This is a genomic window from Collinsella sp. i06-0019-1H4, from assembly GCF_042849575.1.
Classification (GTDB): domain Bacteria; phylum Actinomycetota; class Coriobacteriia; order Coriobacteriales; family Coriobacteriaceae; genus Collinsella.
Genome location: NZ_BAABYB010000001.1, coordinates 797,037 through 811,604 on the forward strand (window position 1 = coordinate 797,037; position 14,568 = coordinate 811,604).

At 59.2% G+C, this 14,568-nt stretch carries 19 protein-coding genes; 10 read left to right on the forward strand and 9 right to left on the reverse strand.

The window, feature by feature from the left end:
• Positions 1–392: 392 nt before the first annotated feature.
• The 4 genes from nrdG (at position 393) to folB (ending at position 2,711) form a co-directional block, all read left to right on the forward strand.
• Positions 393–974: an anaerobic ribonucleoside-triphosphate reductase activating protein gene (gene nrdG / locus ACGHEN_RS03345; RefSeq protein ID WP_316369862.1), complete on the forward strand. Its 582-nt coding sequence runs from the start codon at positions 393–395 to the stop codon at positions 972–974.
• Between the two features lie 66 nt (positions 975–1,040).
• A complete protein-coding gene (gene folE / locus ACGHEN_RS03350) occupies positions 1,041–1,598 on the forward strand; it encodes a GTP cyclohydrolase I FolE (protein WP_006234408.1) in 558 nt (185 codons plus the stop codon).
• A gap of 2 nt (positions 1,599–1,600) precedes the next feature.
• Entirely contained in the window at positions 1,601–2,182 is a 582-nt protein-coding gene (locus ACGHEN_RS03355) for an HD domain-containing protein (protein WP_349125571.1), read from the forward strand.
• Positions 2,183–2,225: 43 nt separating this feature from the next.
• Positions 2,226–2,711 (forward strand): dihydroneopterin aldolase, encoded by a 486-nt coding sequence (gene folB, locus ACGHEN_RS03360; protein WP_006234406.1) that lies wholly within the window; start codon positions 2,226–2,228, stop codon positions 2,709–2,711.
• A 6-nt stretch (positions 2,712–2,717) separates the two neighbouring features.
• Here the strand turns inward: folB and ACGHEN_RS03365 are convergent, their stop codons facing one another.
• Together ACGHEN_RS03365 and ACGHEN_RS03370 are read right to left on the reverse strand one after the other, a co-directional pair.
• Positions 2,718–3,494, reverse strand: coding sequence for a M48 family metallopeptidase (locus ACGHEN_RS03365; protein WP_390397293.1), 777 nt, complete (start codon positions 3,492–3,494; stop codon positions 2,718–2,720).
• A 74-nt stretch (positions 3,495–3,568) separates the two neighbouring features.
• Entirely contained in the window at positions 3,569–4,582 is a 1,014-nt protein-coding gene (locus tag ACGHEN_RS03370; RefSeq protein WP_390397295.1) for a dipeptidase, read from the reverse strand.
• A 120-nt stretch (positions 4,583–4,702) separates the two neighbouring features.
• On the opposite strand from ACGHEN_RS03370, the gene ACGHEN_RS03375 reads away from it, so the two are divergent.
• The 3 genes from ACGHEN_RS03375 to ACGHEN_RS03385 all read left to right on the forward strand — a co-directional run bounded on the left by ACGHEN_RS03375 (position 4,703) and on the right by ACGHEN_RS03385 (position 6,594).
• A complete protein-coding gene (locus tag ACGHEN_RS03375) occupies positions 4,703–5,131 on the forward strand; it encodes a peptidylprolyl isomerase (RefSeq protein WP_349125574.1) in 429 nt (142 codons plus the stop codon).
• A gap of 3 nt (positions 5,132–5,134) precedes the next feature.
• Positions 5,135–5,713 (forward strand): urease accessory protein UreE, encoded by a 579-nt coding sequence (locus ACGHEN_RS03380; RefSeq protein WP_390397297.1) that lies wholly within the window; start codon positions 5,135–5,137, stop codon positions 5,711–5,713.
• Between the two features lie 83 nt (positions 5,714–5,796).
• Positions 5,797–6,594 carry an HAD-IIB family hydrolase gene (locus ACGHEN_RS03385; protein WP_349125576.1) on the forward strand — a complete coding sequence of 266 codons (798 nt, stop codon included), beginning with the start codon at positions 5,797–5,799 and terminating at the stop codon, positions 6,592–6,594.
• A gap of 14 nt (positions 6,595–6,608) precedes the next feature.
• Here ACGHEN_RS03385 and ACGHEN_RS03390 read toward each other — a convergent pair whose 3' ends face one another.
• The 5 genes from ACGHEN_RS03390 to ACGHEN_RS03410 form a co-directional block, all read right to left on the reverse strand.
• The gene (locus ACGHEN_RS03390; protein WP_006234400.1) at positions 6,609–6,989 is read right to left on the reverse strand and encodes a Fur family transcriptional regulator; all 381 of its coding nucleotides are present in this window, start codon (positions 6,987–6,989) and stop codon (positions 6,609–6,611) included.
• Positions 6,990–7,050: 61 nt separating this feature from the next.
• On the reverse strand, positions 7,051–7,461 hold the full coding sequence (locus tag ACGHEN_RS03395; protein ID WP_390397299.1) for an acylphosphatase: 411 nt from the start codon (positions 7,459–7,461) through the stop codon (positions 7,051–7,053).
• A 2-nt stretch (positions 7,462–7,463) separates the two neighbouring features.
• Positions 7,464–8,570: a Gfo/Idh/MocA family protein gene (locus tag ACGHEN_RS03400; protein WP_390397301.1), complete on the reverse strand. Its 1,107-nt coding sequence runs from the start codon at positions 8,568–8,570 to the stop codon at positions 7,464–7,466.
• 73 nt (positions 8,571–8,643) lie between these two features.
• Positions 8,644–9,129, reverse strand: a complete 486-nt coding sequence (rnhA, locus tag ACGHEN_RS03405) for a ribonuclease HI (RefSeq protein WP_390397302.1) — start codon at positions 9,127–9,129, stop codon at positions 8,644–8,646.
• 99 nt (positions 9,130–9,228) lie between these two features.
• The gene (locus tag ACGHEN_RS03410) at positions 9,229–10,131 is read right to left on the reverse strand and encodes a LysR family transcriptional regulator (protein WP_390397304.1); all 903 of its coding nucleotides are present in this window, start codon (positions 10,129–10,131) and stop codon (positions 9,229–9,231) included.
• 273 nt (positions 10,132–10,404) lie between these two features.
• Here ACGHEN_RS03410 and ACGHEN_RS03415 point away from each other — a divergent pair, with 273 nt between their 5' ends.
• The 3 genes from ACGHEN_RS03415 (at position 10,405) to ACGHEN_RS03425 (ending at position 13,197) form a co-directional block, all read left to right on the forward strand.
• The gene (locus ACGHEN_RS03415; protein WP_390397305.1) at positions 10,405–11,715 is read left to right on the forward strand and encodes an O-acetylhomoserine aminocarboxypropyltransferase/cysteine synthase family protein; all 1,311 of its coding nucleotides are present in this window, start codon (positions 10,405–10,407) and stop codon (positions 11,713–11,715) included.
• A 312-nt stretch (positions 11,716–12,027) separates the two neighbouring features.
• Complete coding sequence (locus ACGHEN_RS03420; RefSeq protein ID WP_147333361.1) at positions 12,028–12,804, forward strand: hypothetical protein; 777 nt, start codon at positions 12,028–12,030, stop codon at positions 12,802–12,804.
• 186 nt (positions 12,805–12,990) lie between these two features.
• Complete coding sequence (locus ACGHEN_RS03425) at positions 12,991–13,197, forward strand: hypothetical protein (protein ID WP_117770160.1); 207 nt, start codon at positions 12,991–12,993, stop codon at positions 13,195–13,197.
• Positions 13,198–13,305: 108 nt separating this feature from the next.
• Here the strand turns inward: ACGHEN_RS03425 and ACGHEN_RS03430 are convergent, their stop codons facing one another.
• Both ACGHEN_RS03430 and ACGHEN_RS03435 read right to left on the reverse strand, forming a co-directional pair.
• On the reverse strand, positions 13,306–14,220 hold the full coding sequence (locus tag ACGHEN_RS03430) for a ketopantoate reductase family protein (protein WP_233504638.1): 915 nt from the start codon (positions 14,218–14,220) through the stop codon (positions 13,306–13,308).
• A 117-nt stretch (positions 14,221–14,337) separates the two neighbouring features.
• On the reverse strand, positions 14,338–14,532 hold the full coding sequence (locus ACGHEN_RS03435; protein ID WP_117770158.1) for a hypothetical protein: 195 nt from the start codon (positions 14,530–14,532) through the stop codon (positions 14,338–14,340).
• Positions 14,533–14,568 lie beyond the last annotated feature (36 nt).

Here is a 14,568-nt window from a genome sequence, read left to right on the forward strand (position 1 = left end):
GCATTTGCTCGCTATTTCGGACAGTCCTGCGCAAGACGAAGGCCACATTAAGTGGCCTTCTTTGCGTGCGGAACTCATATCGAGCAAAAGCCCAAGCGGCCCTCTCGGCTCAGCCAAGTTGACGTAGCTGAGATGCAGCATGCGGTCTGCTCACTTCTCGAAGTTCTTAGCGGAAATGAGTTGACTTGCAACAACGTTTTGCTTGCGATGACGGTTGGGCTGCAACAAAGTTTTTATTGGACCTCGAACCCTATACTCGATGTTCGCTTCGTTCATTGAGTTACCCTTTGCATGAGGCCGGGACATATCGTCCCGCCCGCAGTTTCGCAGGCCGCAGGCCGAGAATGTTTGAGGACGGGATGATATGTCCCGGCCTCCCGGGAGAGTTACCTATGAACTACGCGAACATTAAGTATTTCGACATTGCTGATGGGGAAGGTGTTCGTACTTCTCTGTTTGTGAGTGGGTGCCGTCGTGGGTGCAAGAATTGCTTTAACTCCGTCGCGTGGGACTTTGCCGCGGGTGAACCGTTCGACCGTGCCGTCGAGGACAAGATTATCGACAGTCTTGACCATCCCTTTATTGATGGCCTGACGATTCTGGGTGGCGAGCCCATGGAACCCGAGAATCAGGCGGGTCTCGTTGACTTTATCGAACGCGTGCGTGCGGCCTATCCTGTGGAGTCGGGGAAGACCATTTGGTGCTTTACCGGCGACGTGCTCGAGGAACTTATGCCGGGCGGCCGTCATCATACCGAGGTGACGGACCGTATCCTTGCCTGCCTCGATATGTTGGTGGACGGCCCGTTCGTTCAAGACCTGTACGATATCTCCTTGCGTTTTAGGGGTTCGAGTAATCAGCGGGTGATCGACATGAACGCCACGCGCACTCGTGCCGCGCGCGAGGGCGTTTCGCTTTGCGACGCTGTGGAGCTTTGGCGAGACGATCCGGTCTATTCGACCCATACTATGTAGCTTGTGGCCGATGCCGGAGGGCGTGGTACCATAGCGCGAACGCAAAATCGGAAGAGTGAGGCCTAGATGGTCGATCAGGAAAAAGTTGAGACCGCCATAAAGCTGTTGCTTGAGGGCATAGGCGAGGACCCAACTCGTGAGGGCCTGCTGGAGACGCCGGCACGCGTCGCCCGCATGTATGGCGAGATTGCCGGCGGCATGGACCAGAGCGCTGAGGAGCACCTGTCCAAAACTTTTGCCGTCGCTTCGAACGATTTAGTTATCGAGCGCGACATCACGTTTTACTCGCTGTGCGAGCACCATCTGCTGCCGTTTTATGGCAAGGCTGCGATCGGCTATATCCCTAACGGCCGCGTGGCGGGTCTGTCTAAGCTTGCTCGCACGGTTGAGGTCTATGCCCGTCGTCTGCAGCTGCAGGAGCAGCTGTGTACACAGGTTGCCGATGCTCTCATGGAATATCTTGCCCCCCAAGGGGCAATCGTGCTGATGGAAGCCGAGCATATGTGCATGACCATGCGCGGCGTGCAAAAGCCCGGTACCAAGACCGTAACGCTTGCTCGTCGCGGTGTCTTTGAGACCGATCCGTCGCTCGAGGAGCGATTCTTTAGGATGCTGGGCCGCTAACCATGAGAGTCGTCAACGACTTTGCATCGAAGACCGATGAAGGAACGTCGCGTCGCGGCTTTATGGCTTCGGGCCTGACTCCCTTTGGTGCCATGCCTTGCATTGATTACATCTGTGCCAACGGACTGTTCCGGCGGCATCTGGGAAACATTGCGCAGTTGGAATCGGGGCGCATCTTTTGCCGCCACGGTATCGACCATCTGCTGGATGTCGCCCGTATTATGTGGATCAAGAATCTCGAGGAAGAGCTCAAATTTGACCGCGAGGTCATCTATGCCACGGCACTTCTTCACGATATCGGCAAAGATGAACAGTATGAATCGGGTATATCCCATGATGTTGCAAGCGAACGCGTCGCCGATGCGATTCTCGGCGGCATGCCCGAAGACGTGGCGTTTGAGCCGGCAGATGCCGCAGCCATTAAGACGGCCATTCTGGGCCATCGAAAGCTGCGCGTGAACAGCCAGCCGCTTGAGCGTCTGCTCTATGCAGCCGACAAAGCGTCGCGCGCCTGCTTTGCATGCCCTGCGCGCAATGCCTGCAACTGGAGCGATGATAAAAAGAACCTGTCGATTCGCGTGTAGTCGGTATGCGCGGTCGGGGTTCTGAACGAAGGAGACGATCGCGATGACTAACAAAAAGCTGCCCGAGAATGCAACCAAGACCGAGGGTGCCGAGCTTGCCCGTCGTGGCAGGGGCGAGATTTCCGCCGCAACGGCGGTGCCCCATGTGAGCTATGACGACCTGCGCCATGCCGACCGCATTACTATCGATGGTCTCGAGGTCTTTGCCAACCACGGCGTGTATCCCGAGGAAAACGCCCTGGGGCAGAAGTTTGTCGTGTCCTTGGTGCTCTATGCCGACCTGCGCGCGGCGGGGGAGCACGATAACCTGGATGCCTCTATTGATTACGGCTCGGTGTGCCACGATGTCGATGGCTATCTGCGCGAGCATACGTTTAAGCTCATCGAGGCTGCAGCCGAGGGTGTGGCCCAGATGCTGCTACGTCGTTATCCCTTGCTGCTTGGCGTGCGTGTTAAGCTCGATAAGCCTTGGGCGCCCGTCGGTCTTCCCCTGGCAAGCTGTGGCGTCGAGATCGAGCGCGTGCGCTAGCTGACGCTAAAGCTCGTTGGCGGGCGGTTTTTTGAGTCGCTGCGACAGAGCTCTATTGTTGGGGCAGTACGTGTCGAGCAGGGCGTGGAACCGCTGATTGTGGCTTGGCTCGAGCAAGTGGACGAGCTCGTGGGCGACAACCATGTCGAGGCATTCGACGGGGTAGGCGGCAAGTTCTCGTGCGATGCGAATGGCGCCGGTTTTGGGCGTGCACGAGCCCCAGCGCGTTTTCATGCTGCGTACGGAAACGCGGGAAACGGCGACACCCATTGCGATTTCGTATGCGTGCACAATATCGCGTAGCGCCGATGTGACCTCGGACGTATAGAGCTGGTCGATATGGACTTGGAGCTCGTCGGACGTTAGGCCGTCGAGGATTGCGCGCCGCTTGGCCTGTGGGCCTTCGTTCGATTCGTCGGTACCCATAAAACTTGCGAAGGTGACCTGTTTGGGTCGCGGTGCGGGTGATGCAAAGTTGTGATCGAGTGCGTCCTGTACCGTGATGGGCTTGCCCCAAAGCGCAATGATCGAGAGGGGACTGAGCGGTTCTCGCGCCGTCGCCTGACGTTGCTCGCGCTGGGCAAGTCGGCTGATAATCCAGCCGTTGTTGCGCTTTACAAACGCTTCGATACGCTCGCGGCTGGCGTCGAGCGGTGCGCTGGCGTGGACCTCACCGCTCGATGTGACGCGCAGGTTGAAGTTCTTGACGCGCTTTTTGGTAACGACGACGGGGATGGGCGTCCCATCCGGTCGGGGTAGGAAAATCGTAAATTGCTGCGTCAAAAGTTATCCTTTGGATTGGGGACGGGCCGGCATGTCGATCGCTCGGCATACCGGCCCGCTCAAGGGATGTGAAATTAATAACGCTCGAAGAAGGCAAGGGCGTTGTCGCTGCAGAGCTTTTGCATCACGGTCTTGCCAAAGTGCTTGGAAAGCATGTTCTGGAACTCGGGCATCTTGCTGGCATCGGAGAGGAAGTCGGGTACCTTGGCGCCGTCCCAGTCGCCGCCGAGCGCGATGACATCTTCGCCGCCCAGGTCGAGCCAGTGTTCGATATGGGCTGCCAGCTGGTCGAAGGTGACATCTGCGGCGGTCTCGTCGGTTGCTTCGTTGGAGAGGAACTCGCTGCAGTAGTTGAGGCCGACGATGCCGCCCATGTCGCGAATGGTACGGAACTGGTCGTCGGTGAGGTTGCGCTTGACGCCGCAAACCGCACGGGAGTTGGAGTGGCTGGCGACGAAGGGGCGCGTGGCGTGGGCGACAACCTCGTCAAAGCACTCATCGTTGAGGTGGGAGACGTCGAGTATCATGCCGGCGTGTTCCATCTGCGTAAGCGCCTCGATGCCGGCGGCGGTGAGGCCGGCGTGGGTGTCGTGGCCGCTCGCGAGCGGTCCCTGCGCGTTCCAGCTGAGCGATGACATGAGTACGCCCAGGCTCTTGAGCGCCTCGATCAGCGCGGGGTCCTCGGCAAAGAACGTGGCGTTTTCGATGGTGTAGATGCAGGCGACCTTGCCGTCTTTGAGTGCAGGGCGAATGTCAGCGGCGCTGCGTACGTTGCCCATGCGGTCGTGGTTGAGCATTGCCTGGCCGCTCATGTGCGCCATGATCTGTGCTTGGAAGCGTGCGGCGTGGGCGGTGGGAATCTCGTCGGGGACAAACGTGGCGAAGCACTGTGCCCACGGCGTGTTGCCGATCTTTGCGAGCGAGATGGCGCAGGCGTTGCCCTCGATGAGGTCGAAATCCTGCGGATGCGTTTCGTCGCCGGGGAAATAGCCGTCGGTGCCGGCGGTAAAGCGCAGGTCGAGATCGAGCGTGGCCCAGCCGATGCGGTCGGCGGTGTCGCAGTGTAGGTCAAATACGGGATATGCCATGGTTCCTCCGGTTGCAGCGTTTCTTTGCAAACTGTCTTTGAATTGTATGACTAGGGTATAGTTAGCGCCATATGTTCACGGCGGCCCGCGTTGTGCGCCGCCCTTATCACGGAGGTTACCATGTCCAACCAGGGCAAGAAGGTCAAGACCCATTATCGCGGCACGCTCGACGACGGCACGCAGTTCGATAGCTCCTACGATCGCGGCGAGCCGCTGGAGTTCACCTGCGGCGCCGGCCAGATGATCAAGGGCTTCGACGCCGCTGTTGTCGACATGCAGGTGGGCGAGAAGAAGACCGTGCACATTCCTGCTGTCGATGCCTACGGCGAGCGCAACCCCGAGATGGTTATCACCTTCCCGGCCGAGCAGGTTCCCAATATCGAGCAGATCGAGAAGGGCATGAAGCTCTTCCTGTCCACGCCGAGCGGCATGCCCGTCCCCGCCGTGGTCATCGATGTGACGGCCGAGGCCGTGACGCTCGACGCCAACCACGAGCTCGCCGGCAAGGACCTCAACTTTGATATCGAGCTCGTCGAGGTCGAGGACTAGTTGATGTCCGTGGACCTGGTAGCTACGGAGCGCTTGGGAAATCTCAACGACCCGTCCTATGAACTCCTGCTTCGTCGGGAGCTGGGTGGCGTCTTTGAGGTTGACGAGCTGCTACTCGATTGGGACCAGGCTGATGCGCGCCTGTTTGTGGGCGTGACGGAGCTGGGGCGCACGGTGAATGCCCGGCTGGATGCCACTGATGGCGAGCGTCTTGCCGACGGTGACGTGCTTGCTATTGACCGCACGGGCGCGGTGCCCGTAGCGGTTGTCGTGCGCCTGCGCAGCGCCGAGGTCTATTTGGTCGAAGTCGACCGCATGGATCCGATTGTGCTCGCACATGCGTGCTGGGAGATCGGCAACATGCATGCGCCGCTCTTCCGGGGTGACTCGGACGAGCATACCGTGCGCATGTATACGCCGGTGCAACCGGTTTTGGATCGTATGCTCCGGGGCATTGGGGGCGTTCGGCTCTCGGTGGTCGCACGCGAGCTCGATGCCAGTCGACGCTTTGCATCGAGCGCGGCGGATGTTGTTGTGAGTATGGCTTCAGACTTTACGATCGTAAAAAAGACGCGCGGCTAAGCGCGCGTATGCGCAAGACGGGCTTTGAGGGATTGCCATTCAAAGTCCGTCTTGCTGTTGATGAGAGACTTTGGGGGAAGCATATGGGTCTTGAGGGAATCAAGCTGATCGCCTGCGATTTGGACGGCACGTTGCTGCATCCGGGGGAGCGCGAGCCGCGTTCCGAGGCCTTTGAGCTCATCGATGAGCTGCATCGTCGCGGTATCGTGTTTATGCCGGCGAGCGGCCGTCAATATGCGAGCTTGCGCTATCTGTTTGCCCCGGTGGCCGATGAGCTCGCCTATGTGTGCGAAAACGGAGCCCTGGTGATGAGCGAGGGGCATGCCGTTGTCAAGCGTTCCATGGAGCGTAGCCTTGCTATGGATATCGCGAATGCCGTGGTTGCCTTTCCCCATGCCGACGTGACCCTTTCGTGTGAGGGGCACCTCTATACCATGAGCGGCAACGATGCGTTCGTCGACCATTTGCGTTACGAGGTCCACTGCGATGTGGCGGTGGTCGACCGTCCCGAGGACATTGACGAGGATGTCATTAAGATTGCGTTTCAAACGCCCGAGACAGAGCAGCCGGCGGCGCTGGAGTATTTCGAGCGCCTCTTTAGCGACCGTGTCGACGTGATGACGTCGGGAACCGAATGGACCGATTTTATCGGCTTTGATTCGGGCAAAGGGTCCGCGCTTGCCGATTATGGTTGCGCGCTGGGGATCTCACCTAACGAAATGATGGCGTTTGGCGATAACGAAAACGATCGCGACATGCTCAACGTGGTGGGCCATCCCTATCTGATGGAGGACTGCAATCCCAGCATGCGCGGTGTCAATGACCGTGTCCGCTACGTGCGCGCGGTTGAAGAAGAGCTGCGTCGTCTACTTGCTGAGTAGGCATGTCCCAAAATCTACCTACAGTTGGGGCAGAGGCCCTCGAAGATGGTGTAGTGCGAGGTGACGTTCCAGCCGATTTGCTCGGACGCCTTGGCGTCGAGTTGGGCATCGAAGGGGAGCGGTACGTCGATGACGCGGCTGCACGAGGTGCAGATGATATGCGCATGCGGCTCGATCGTGCGATCGAAGCGGCTGCCGCCCGGCGTCTTGATGGAGAGGATCTCGCCGGCGTCGGCTAAGAGATTGAGATTGCGGTAGACCGTACCGCGGCTGATTTTGTCATCCTGCGCGCGCACGGCGTTGTAGATCTCATCGGCGGTGGGGTGGTTATAGCTTTGGCGCACGGCGTCAAGAACCAGCTTCCGCTGCTTGGTGTTTCTTCTTTGCACCGCCATGCGCCTCGCCTCTTTTCTGTCAACGGTCGTAGGTAAATGATACCGTATTTAGCACACAATACTAATAACGAGGACTGAAACCGTCTTCATTGGTAAGTGGGGCTCGGGTCTGGGCGTCTGCGAGGCGAAAACGCGTTCCCATGCGCTCGTAGGAGGCATGAAGCGCCTCGAGATGAGATAGGATGTTTGCCGGAGCCCCCTGTATCTCCATCTCGACGGAGCCGTCTTCCATGTTACGCACCCAGCCGGTGAGTGCGCGTGCCTGCGCGAGGTTGGTGTTGGTAAAGCGAAAACCAACGCCTTGGACTTGCCCCGTCCAGTGCAGGAAGTAGCGCAGGGGAGTGTCTTGAGTGGCCTCGTCGCTTGCGAGCACAGTAAGCCTGCGGCGCAGCTCGAGCTCAACGCCAGACGGTTTTTGAGGCTCTCGACTGCTGCCGGTGACGCTGGAGAAGAACGTATCGAAGAGGCCCATCGCTAGGCCTGCTTGACTGAATCGGCGGGGAAGGTAATGCCGGCCTGCTGACGCACGGCATCCATGATGCGGAGCGAGACGAGCGTGACATCGCGGTAGTGGCCGAGCTCGTGGCGTCCCGCCGGGGTCTCCCAGATCTCTTCCTCAACGTTATCGATGTTACCGATGGCGGTGATAAAGTCTATGAGTTCGTATTCCATAGTGTTGCTCGATTTGGGCAGATCGAGCGCGCGGCCGTTGTCGTCCTGTTCGCGCGGTGCCTCGGTCGCCGAGCCGCGTACGACGTCGCCGCGATAGTCGATGCGGACGTTGCGGGGCGTGGACAGATGGTCGATCTGGATAGTGCCACGCTCGCCTTCGATCTGCGAGGGCAGCAGGTCATTCGTAATTTTGGAGTGCGCGAGCTCGACGGAGATACGGCCACCGCCATAGCTGGCGAGAATGGAACCGCAACCGTCGATGGGGCCATGGGTGAGCTCTTGCGTTGAGGGGTCGAGCAGCGTGGTCATGCTGGTGAGACCAGAGGGCATGCCGAAAATCTCGACCATGGGCTCGACGGCGTAGACGCCAATGTCCATGAGGGAACCCGATGCCATATTGCAGTCGAAGATATTGGTGGCGCGTCCCGCGAGGATTTCGTTGTAGCGTGAGGAATACTTGCCAAAGCGCAGTGAGGCGCGGCGAATGGGCGCAATCTCGCCCAGAGCGTCCTCAATGGCGTGGAAGGCGGGGTCGTGAAGCGGGCGCATGGCCTCGAGGGCCACGACGCCTGCTGCCTCGGCAGCGCGGAAGACTTCCAGTGCCTGCGCTTCGGTGGCGCAGAAGGGCTTCTCGACGATGACGTGCTTGCCACCGGCGATGCAGGCGAGCGCCTGCTCGTGATGGAGCGCGTTGGGGCTGCCGATGTAGACGGCGTCGACGTCGTCGGCGGACGCAAGCTCGTCAAGTGCGGTGAAGTTGCGTTCGCCGCCGTGTTCGGCGGTAAAGGCGGCGCCACGATCTGCGTCGCGCGAGAGCGTGCCTACGAATGTAGCCTGGTCGTTGGCATTGACGACTTGGATAAAGTCGTCGGTGATCATGGATGTGCCGATGGTTGCGATGCGCAGCATGTGTCCCCCTTGCGTTGTTTGGCCTACAGGACGAGTGTAGCGCGGGAGGACATAAAAGCGTGCGAAAACGCCGTTACAGGTCGCTCTCGCTAAAGCCGGTGTCGATATCGAGGTTGGCTCCGTCGGCCGCGGTGGTGGCGAGCTCGTCGCAGCGCTCATTGAGCTCATGGCCGGCGTGGCCCTTAACCCAGATGAACTCAACCTTGTGCTTGCTTTTGGCGGCGAGTAGGCGCTCCCACAGGTCGCGGTTCTTGACGGGCTGCTTGTTGGCGGTTTTCCATCCGCGCTTTTTCCAGCCGTCGATCCAGTGCTTGTTAAAGGCGTTGACGACGTACTGCGAATCGGAATGGACTTCGACGTCGCAGGGGCGGTTGAGCGCCTCGAGTGCCACGATAACGGCCATGAGCTCCATACGGTTGTTGGTGGTCTTGGCGTAGCCGCGTGAAAGCTCGGAGGTAAAGGTCTTGCCGGCGGGGTTGGTGTATTTGAGCACGGCGCCGTAGCCGCCGCGTCCCGGATTTGATCGGGCCGAGCCGTCGGTATAGATGATGACCTTCACGGACTTCCTTTCGTTGAGTGCGTTTCATGTGAGTGACCATTGTAGCGCCATGCCCGCCGGGGGCTAGCAATCTATGATTTCTGCCCCGTCTTCCGACAGTTAGTTGGCATGGATGATGCGGTTGAGCTCGTCGAGGTATTGCTGCAAGAGGGGAGAGGGCTTGCGCTCGTCGTGCATGATAAAGCCTACGCGCATCGTTGGGGCGTCTGCTAACGGGATCGATGCCATGCCCCATTGCATTTCATTGGAGAGGACACCGGTCGACAGGGTGTAACCGTTCGACGTGATAAGTAAGTTAGTAAGTGTTCCGCGGTCCGAGATTCGTATGTTGCGGTCGCAAGGGATATAGCTAAAAGGTTCCTCGGCGTAATAGAAGGAGTTTGAGGTTCCCTGCTCAAAGCTATAACGCGTATAGGGTGTGAGGTCGGCAAGGGACAGCTGCGGGCGGCGTGCGAGCGGGTGGCGCTCGCTTACGAAGACGTGGACCGTCGCGTCGAAGAGGGGATGGAAGCTCGCGCGCGCATCGGCAAAAGCCTTCTGCAGAGCGCGGGTGTTAAAGTCGTCCAGATAGAGGATGCCGATGTCGCTGCGAAACGCGCGGACGTCATCGATGATCTGCGATGTGGTGGTCTCACGCATGATGAACTCGAACTTGCTGTCGCGGCAGCGCTCGACGACGTTGACAAAGGCCTCGACCGAGAACGCGTAGTGTTGGGCCGAGATGGCAAGGCGCGCCTGGGGTGTACCGCCGTCCTCGTAGCGGGCCTCGAGCATATCTGCCTGCTCCACGACCTGGCGTGCATAACCTAAAAGTTCGGTACCGTCGTTGGTGAGCGTGACGCCGCGGCTGGAGCGCGTAAAGATCTCCAGATGGAGCTCCTGTTCCAGGCTTTTGACGGCATTGGAGATATTGGACTGTGCCGTATAGAGGCGCTGAGCTGCGGCGTTGATTGAACCGGACTCTGCCACGGCGATCAAAAAACGAAGCTGTTGGAGGGTCATCGGCTCCCGTCCTTTCGATAGCTATCTATAAAACAGATAACAGGTTAGCGCTTTTAAGTGATTGACCGAGGGAAACAATGCTCGTACTATTCAAAACACACAAAGGCGGTAGGTAATTAAGCCAACCACGGAACCGGGATGCGAAAGGAGGCCCGCATATGAATTGCTTACCAAGACGAATGCCGGGCTCCTGTTTGCGTCCGTCGGCGTGATCAGGAGACAGCGACTTACTTCTCTCTTTTTATTTACTTTCGTTCGATCAAGGAGATCATCATGAGCCAGTTCATCAACAACCCCGAGCACACCTTTGGTTTCGATACCCTGCAGCTGCACGTTGGCCAGGAGAGCGCCGATCCTGCATCCGACTCCCGTGCCGTGCCTATCTATCAAACCACGAGCTATGTGTTCCACAACTCCCAGCACGCCGCCGACCGCTTTGGTCTTGCCGACGCCGGTAACATCTACGGCCGTCTGACCAACTCCACCCAGGGCGTCTTCGAGGACCGTATCGCCGCGCTCGAGGGTGGCGTGGCCGGTCTTGCCGTCGCCTCCGGTGCCGCTGCCATCACCTATACCCTGCAGGCACTTGCCCAGGCTGGTGACCACGTGGTCGCCCAGAAGACCATCTACGGCGGTTCCTACAACCTGCTGGAGCATACGCTCTCACAGTTTGGCGTCGAGACCACGTTTGTCGACGCCCATAACCTGGACGAGGTCGAGGGTGCCATCAAGGACAACACCACGGTCATCTACCTCGAGACGCTCGGCAACCCCAACTCCGACATCCCCAACATCGACGCCATCTCCGAGATCGCCAAGAAGCACGGTCTGCCGGTTGTCGTCGACAACACCTTCGGCACCCCGTATCTGTTCCGTCCGCTGGAGCATGGTGCCAACATCGTCGTCCACTCCGCAACCAAGTTCATCGGCGGCCACGGCACCTCGCTGGGCGGTGTGATCGTCGACGGCGGTAACTTCGATTGGAAGGCGAGTGGCAAGTACGCCCAGATCGCCGAGCCCAATCCCTCCTACCACGGTGTTTCGTTTGCCGAGGCTGCCGGTCCCGCGGCCTTCGCAACCTATGTCCGCGCTATCCTGCTGCGTGACGAGGGCGCTTGCATTAGTCCGTTTAACGCCTGGATCTTGCTCCAGGGCACCGAGACGCTTTCGCTGCGCGTCGACCGCCATGTCGAGAACACCAAGAAGGTCGTTGAGTTCCTTGCCGGCGACAGCCACGTTGCCAAGGTGAACCACCCGAGCCTGCCCGAGCACCCCGATCACGAGCTCTATCAGAAGTACTTCCCTCGTGGCGGCGCCTCGATCTTTACCTTTGAGATTAAGGGTGGCCAGGAGGCAGCTTGGAAGTTCATCGATCATCTGCAGGTGTTCTCGCTGCTCGCCAACGTGGCCGACGTCAAGTCGCTCGTCGTGCACCCGGCTACGACTACGCACTCCCAGCTCTCTGCCGAGGAACTCGCCGAGCAGAACATCACGCCCTCCACGATCCGTCTTTCCATCGGTACCGAGAACGCCGAGGATATCATTTGGGATCTGAAGCAGGCCTTCGCCGCGCTGGACGAGTAAGGCGACTTGTGCAAGGACCCCTTGCGACTCGATAGGTATAACTGCATAAAATGCCTGCTCAAGGCGCCTGTGCGAACAATGGTTGCACAGGCGCCTTTTTTGCATAGAGAGGGTGCAAAAACAGGGTTTTTGACACGCTTTATGCATTCGAGTTGTGGAAAACTCCTGTTGAGCGGATGTGAGTTTTACGCAAATGACGTGCACCTTTTGAGAAAAACCGCAGGTCGCGATTTGCTCGGGGTACCATGCAGCGCGATCGAATCACACGCAGCTTAAACGCAGCAAAAACGCACTACGGAGGTTTCCAGCTACATGAGGATCGATTCACGAAAACCGAAAGCCGCCGCCCTTTCCGCCGCTCTGACCGTGGCACTTTTGATGGGCGCCGGCGCAACTGATGCCCACGCGGCAACACTATCCGATACGGTCGGATCTACGCCGTCCGAGGCGACGCTGGTGCAGCCCGTCGACTACCGCGGCGACGGTTATGGCTCTATGCAGGAGTGGAACGCCTCGATGGGGGCAAAGCGCGATTCCCTGGAGATGCGCGCTCAGATCATTATGAATATGTATGGCGACTATGCTACCGATGACGAGCGTGCTGTGTTGCAGGGTTGCATCGACGGTGCGGGCAGTCTTTTGACGATGGATGAGGTCGACGCCAAGTCGACCGAGCTCGACGAGCTTCGCTCCACGCTTGAGGATGCCAAGCGCGAGGCGCTCGAGGCTGCCGCAGCCGAAGCCGAGTCCGCTGAGGCCGTTCAGGCTTCGTATTACAACGCCGGCTCTGGCTCGTCTTACACGTCTGCTGCGTATTACGCGAACGGCTCGGGTCTGACGCGCTCGAGCGGCGTCAATAACTATAACGGCCGCCGCGAGACTTATTACAGCAGCAACGTGTTGTATCACCACCGCACGGGCGAATGGACGCAGGATTCCGAGGGCTTTTGGCGCGATTCCGATGGCTACTACGTCGTTGCCGCGGGCGATAAGGCCCAAGGCTCCACGTTTACCGGTTCCAAGGGCGAGTGCAAGGTCTATGACTCCGGCTGTGCTGCCGGAACCACCGACTACTACACTGGCTGGTAATTTTTCTGCATCACGGATATTTGGCGGATGGGCGTCTTTACCGAGCTTTAGGGCAACGTAAGGACGCCCGTTCTATGTATGCGTTTGAGTTAACAGAGCGCTTACCGTGGCAGTACGCCGCGCATATGGGCGCGGGGCACACTAGTTCATGAGGAATAAGGTCTTTCTCGTGGAGGAAGTGGTCTTGTGAACGCTCGAGATGTTGCCATTGCCGCCGTCGCATTGGTGCTTGGCTGCCTTGGTCCTACGGCCGCGCTCGTTGCGGGCATGCAGGGGTCTTGTGGGGCTGCCTCTATCGTGGTCAGTGCGTTGGTCGCGGCCGCACTGCTGGGAAGTGCGGGTGTAGTCCTTTGTCGCGATGATGAGGACCAGGCGTCGGAGTCGCAGCTCTAACCGTCGGGACATCGACTACTGGTTATAGATGAAGATGAAAGCCGCCGTAAGGGGAGTGCTCCTTGTGGCGGCTTTGCTGTTGAGCCTGTTGACGTGGTGAGCCGGGCGCTACCAGCTTTTCTCGATATCGCGGATGCGCTGATAGAGCCAATCGTTTTGCGGCACTTGGATATCGTGTTTGACGGCCAGGCGGCAAATGGTGCCCGCGAACTCCTCGACTTCGGTTTTTCGTTGCGCGATGCGGTCCTGCGCCATCGAGGGCATACCGGTGGGGTCGATTCCCTCGATGAGGTGCACCATCTGCGTCAGGTCTGCCTCGGTCAGCTCAATGCCCTCGGCGTTGGCGACCGCAAGCGTTTCGCGCATGGCAGAAACAAGGCAGCGACGCTGCTCGGAGCCCGGCTCCGTGGCGCTTCCGTAGGTCCCGCCGTAGGCCATGCACGTCTGGTTGATGCCGTCGTTGAGCATGAGTTTGGCCCACATGCGGTGCGCAACGTCGCTCTCGACGGTATGGGCGATGCCGCAGCGCGTGTAGAGCTCGTCGATGGCGGTGACGGTTGCGAGCTCGGTGCCGGCCGCCGCGCCAAAGCGGATTTCGCCCGCATTGGTAAAGGTGAGCTCTCCGTTGAGGAACACGGCGTCCATGCCCTGGCAAATACCAAGAACGGTATGCTCCCAGCCAAAGCGCTCGGCAATCTTCTGCTCGCTCGTAATGCCGTTACACAGCGAGGCGATGAGCGTATTGGGTCCCACGACGCGCTCCATAGTCTTGAGTGCTTGGTTGAGTCCAGTCGTCTTGACCGTGAGAATGACCAGATCGGCGGGCGTTGCCTCGCTGGCGCGGACGGACTTGAGCGCACAGGGCTTGCCATTGACGGTGAGCGCATCGTCCGCGTGACGCTCAAAACGGGCGTCATCCATAACGTATTCGACGGCGTCGTTGCCGAGTGCCTGGGCGATCATACTGCCGTAGAGTAGCCCGACGCCGCCCTTGCCGATAAAGGTGACCTTGTTGATCTGCATGTGAATTATCTCCCCATATAAAAGGCGCCCGCGTAAGGGGCGCCTGATGGATTGTATGCCGCCAGCGCACCTTGTGCATGCAGGGTGGCGATTTTTAAATGAATGGACGCGTGGAGCTTACGCTGCGGGGCAGACCGCGAAAACGCGTGCGGGATATCCAACGCCATCGCGCACCTTGGGGAAGGTGCAGAAGATGACGGCGCCTGTGGCGGGAAGCTCGTCCAGATGGTCCATGACCTCGATCTGATAGCGGTCGACCGAGAGGATGTACTGCTCGCCGGGGCAGGGGTGGGCGTCCTCACGTGTGGTCACGGTCGCCTCCTTTCAACGGGCTTTTTGCTGATGTTA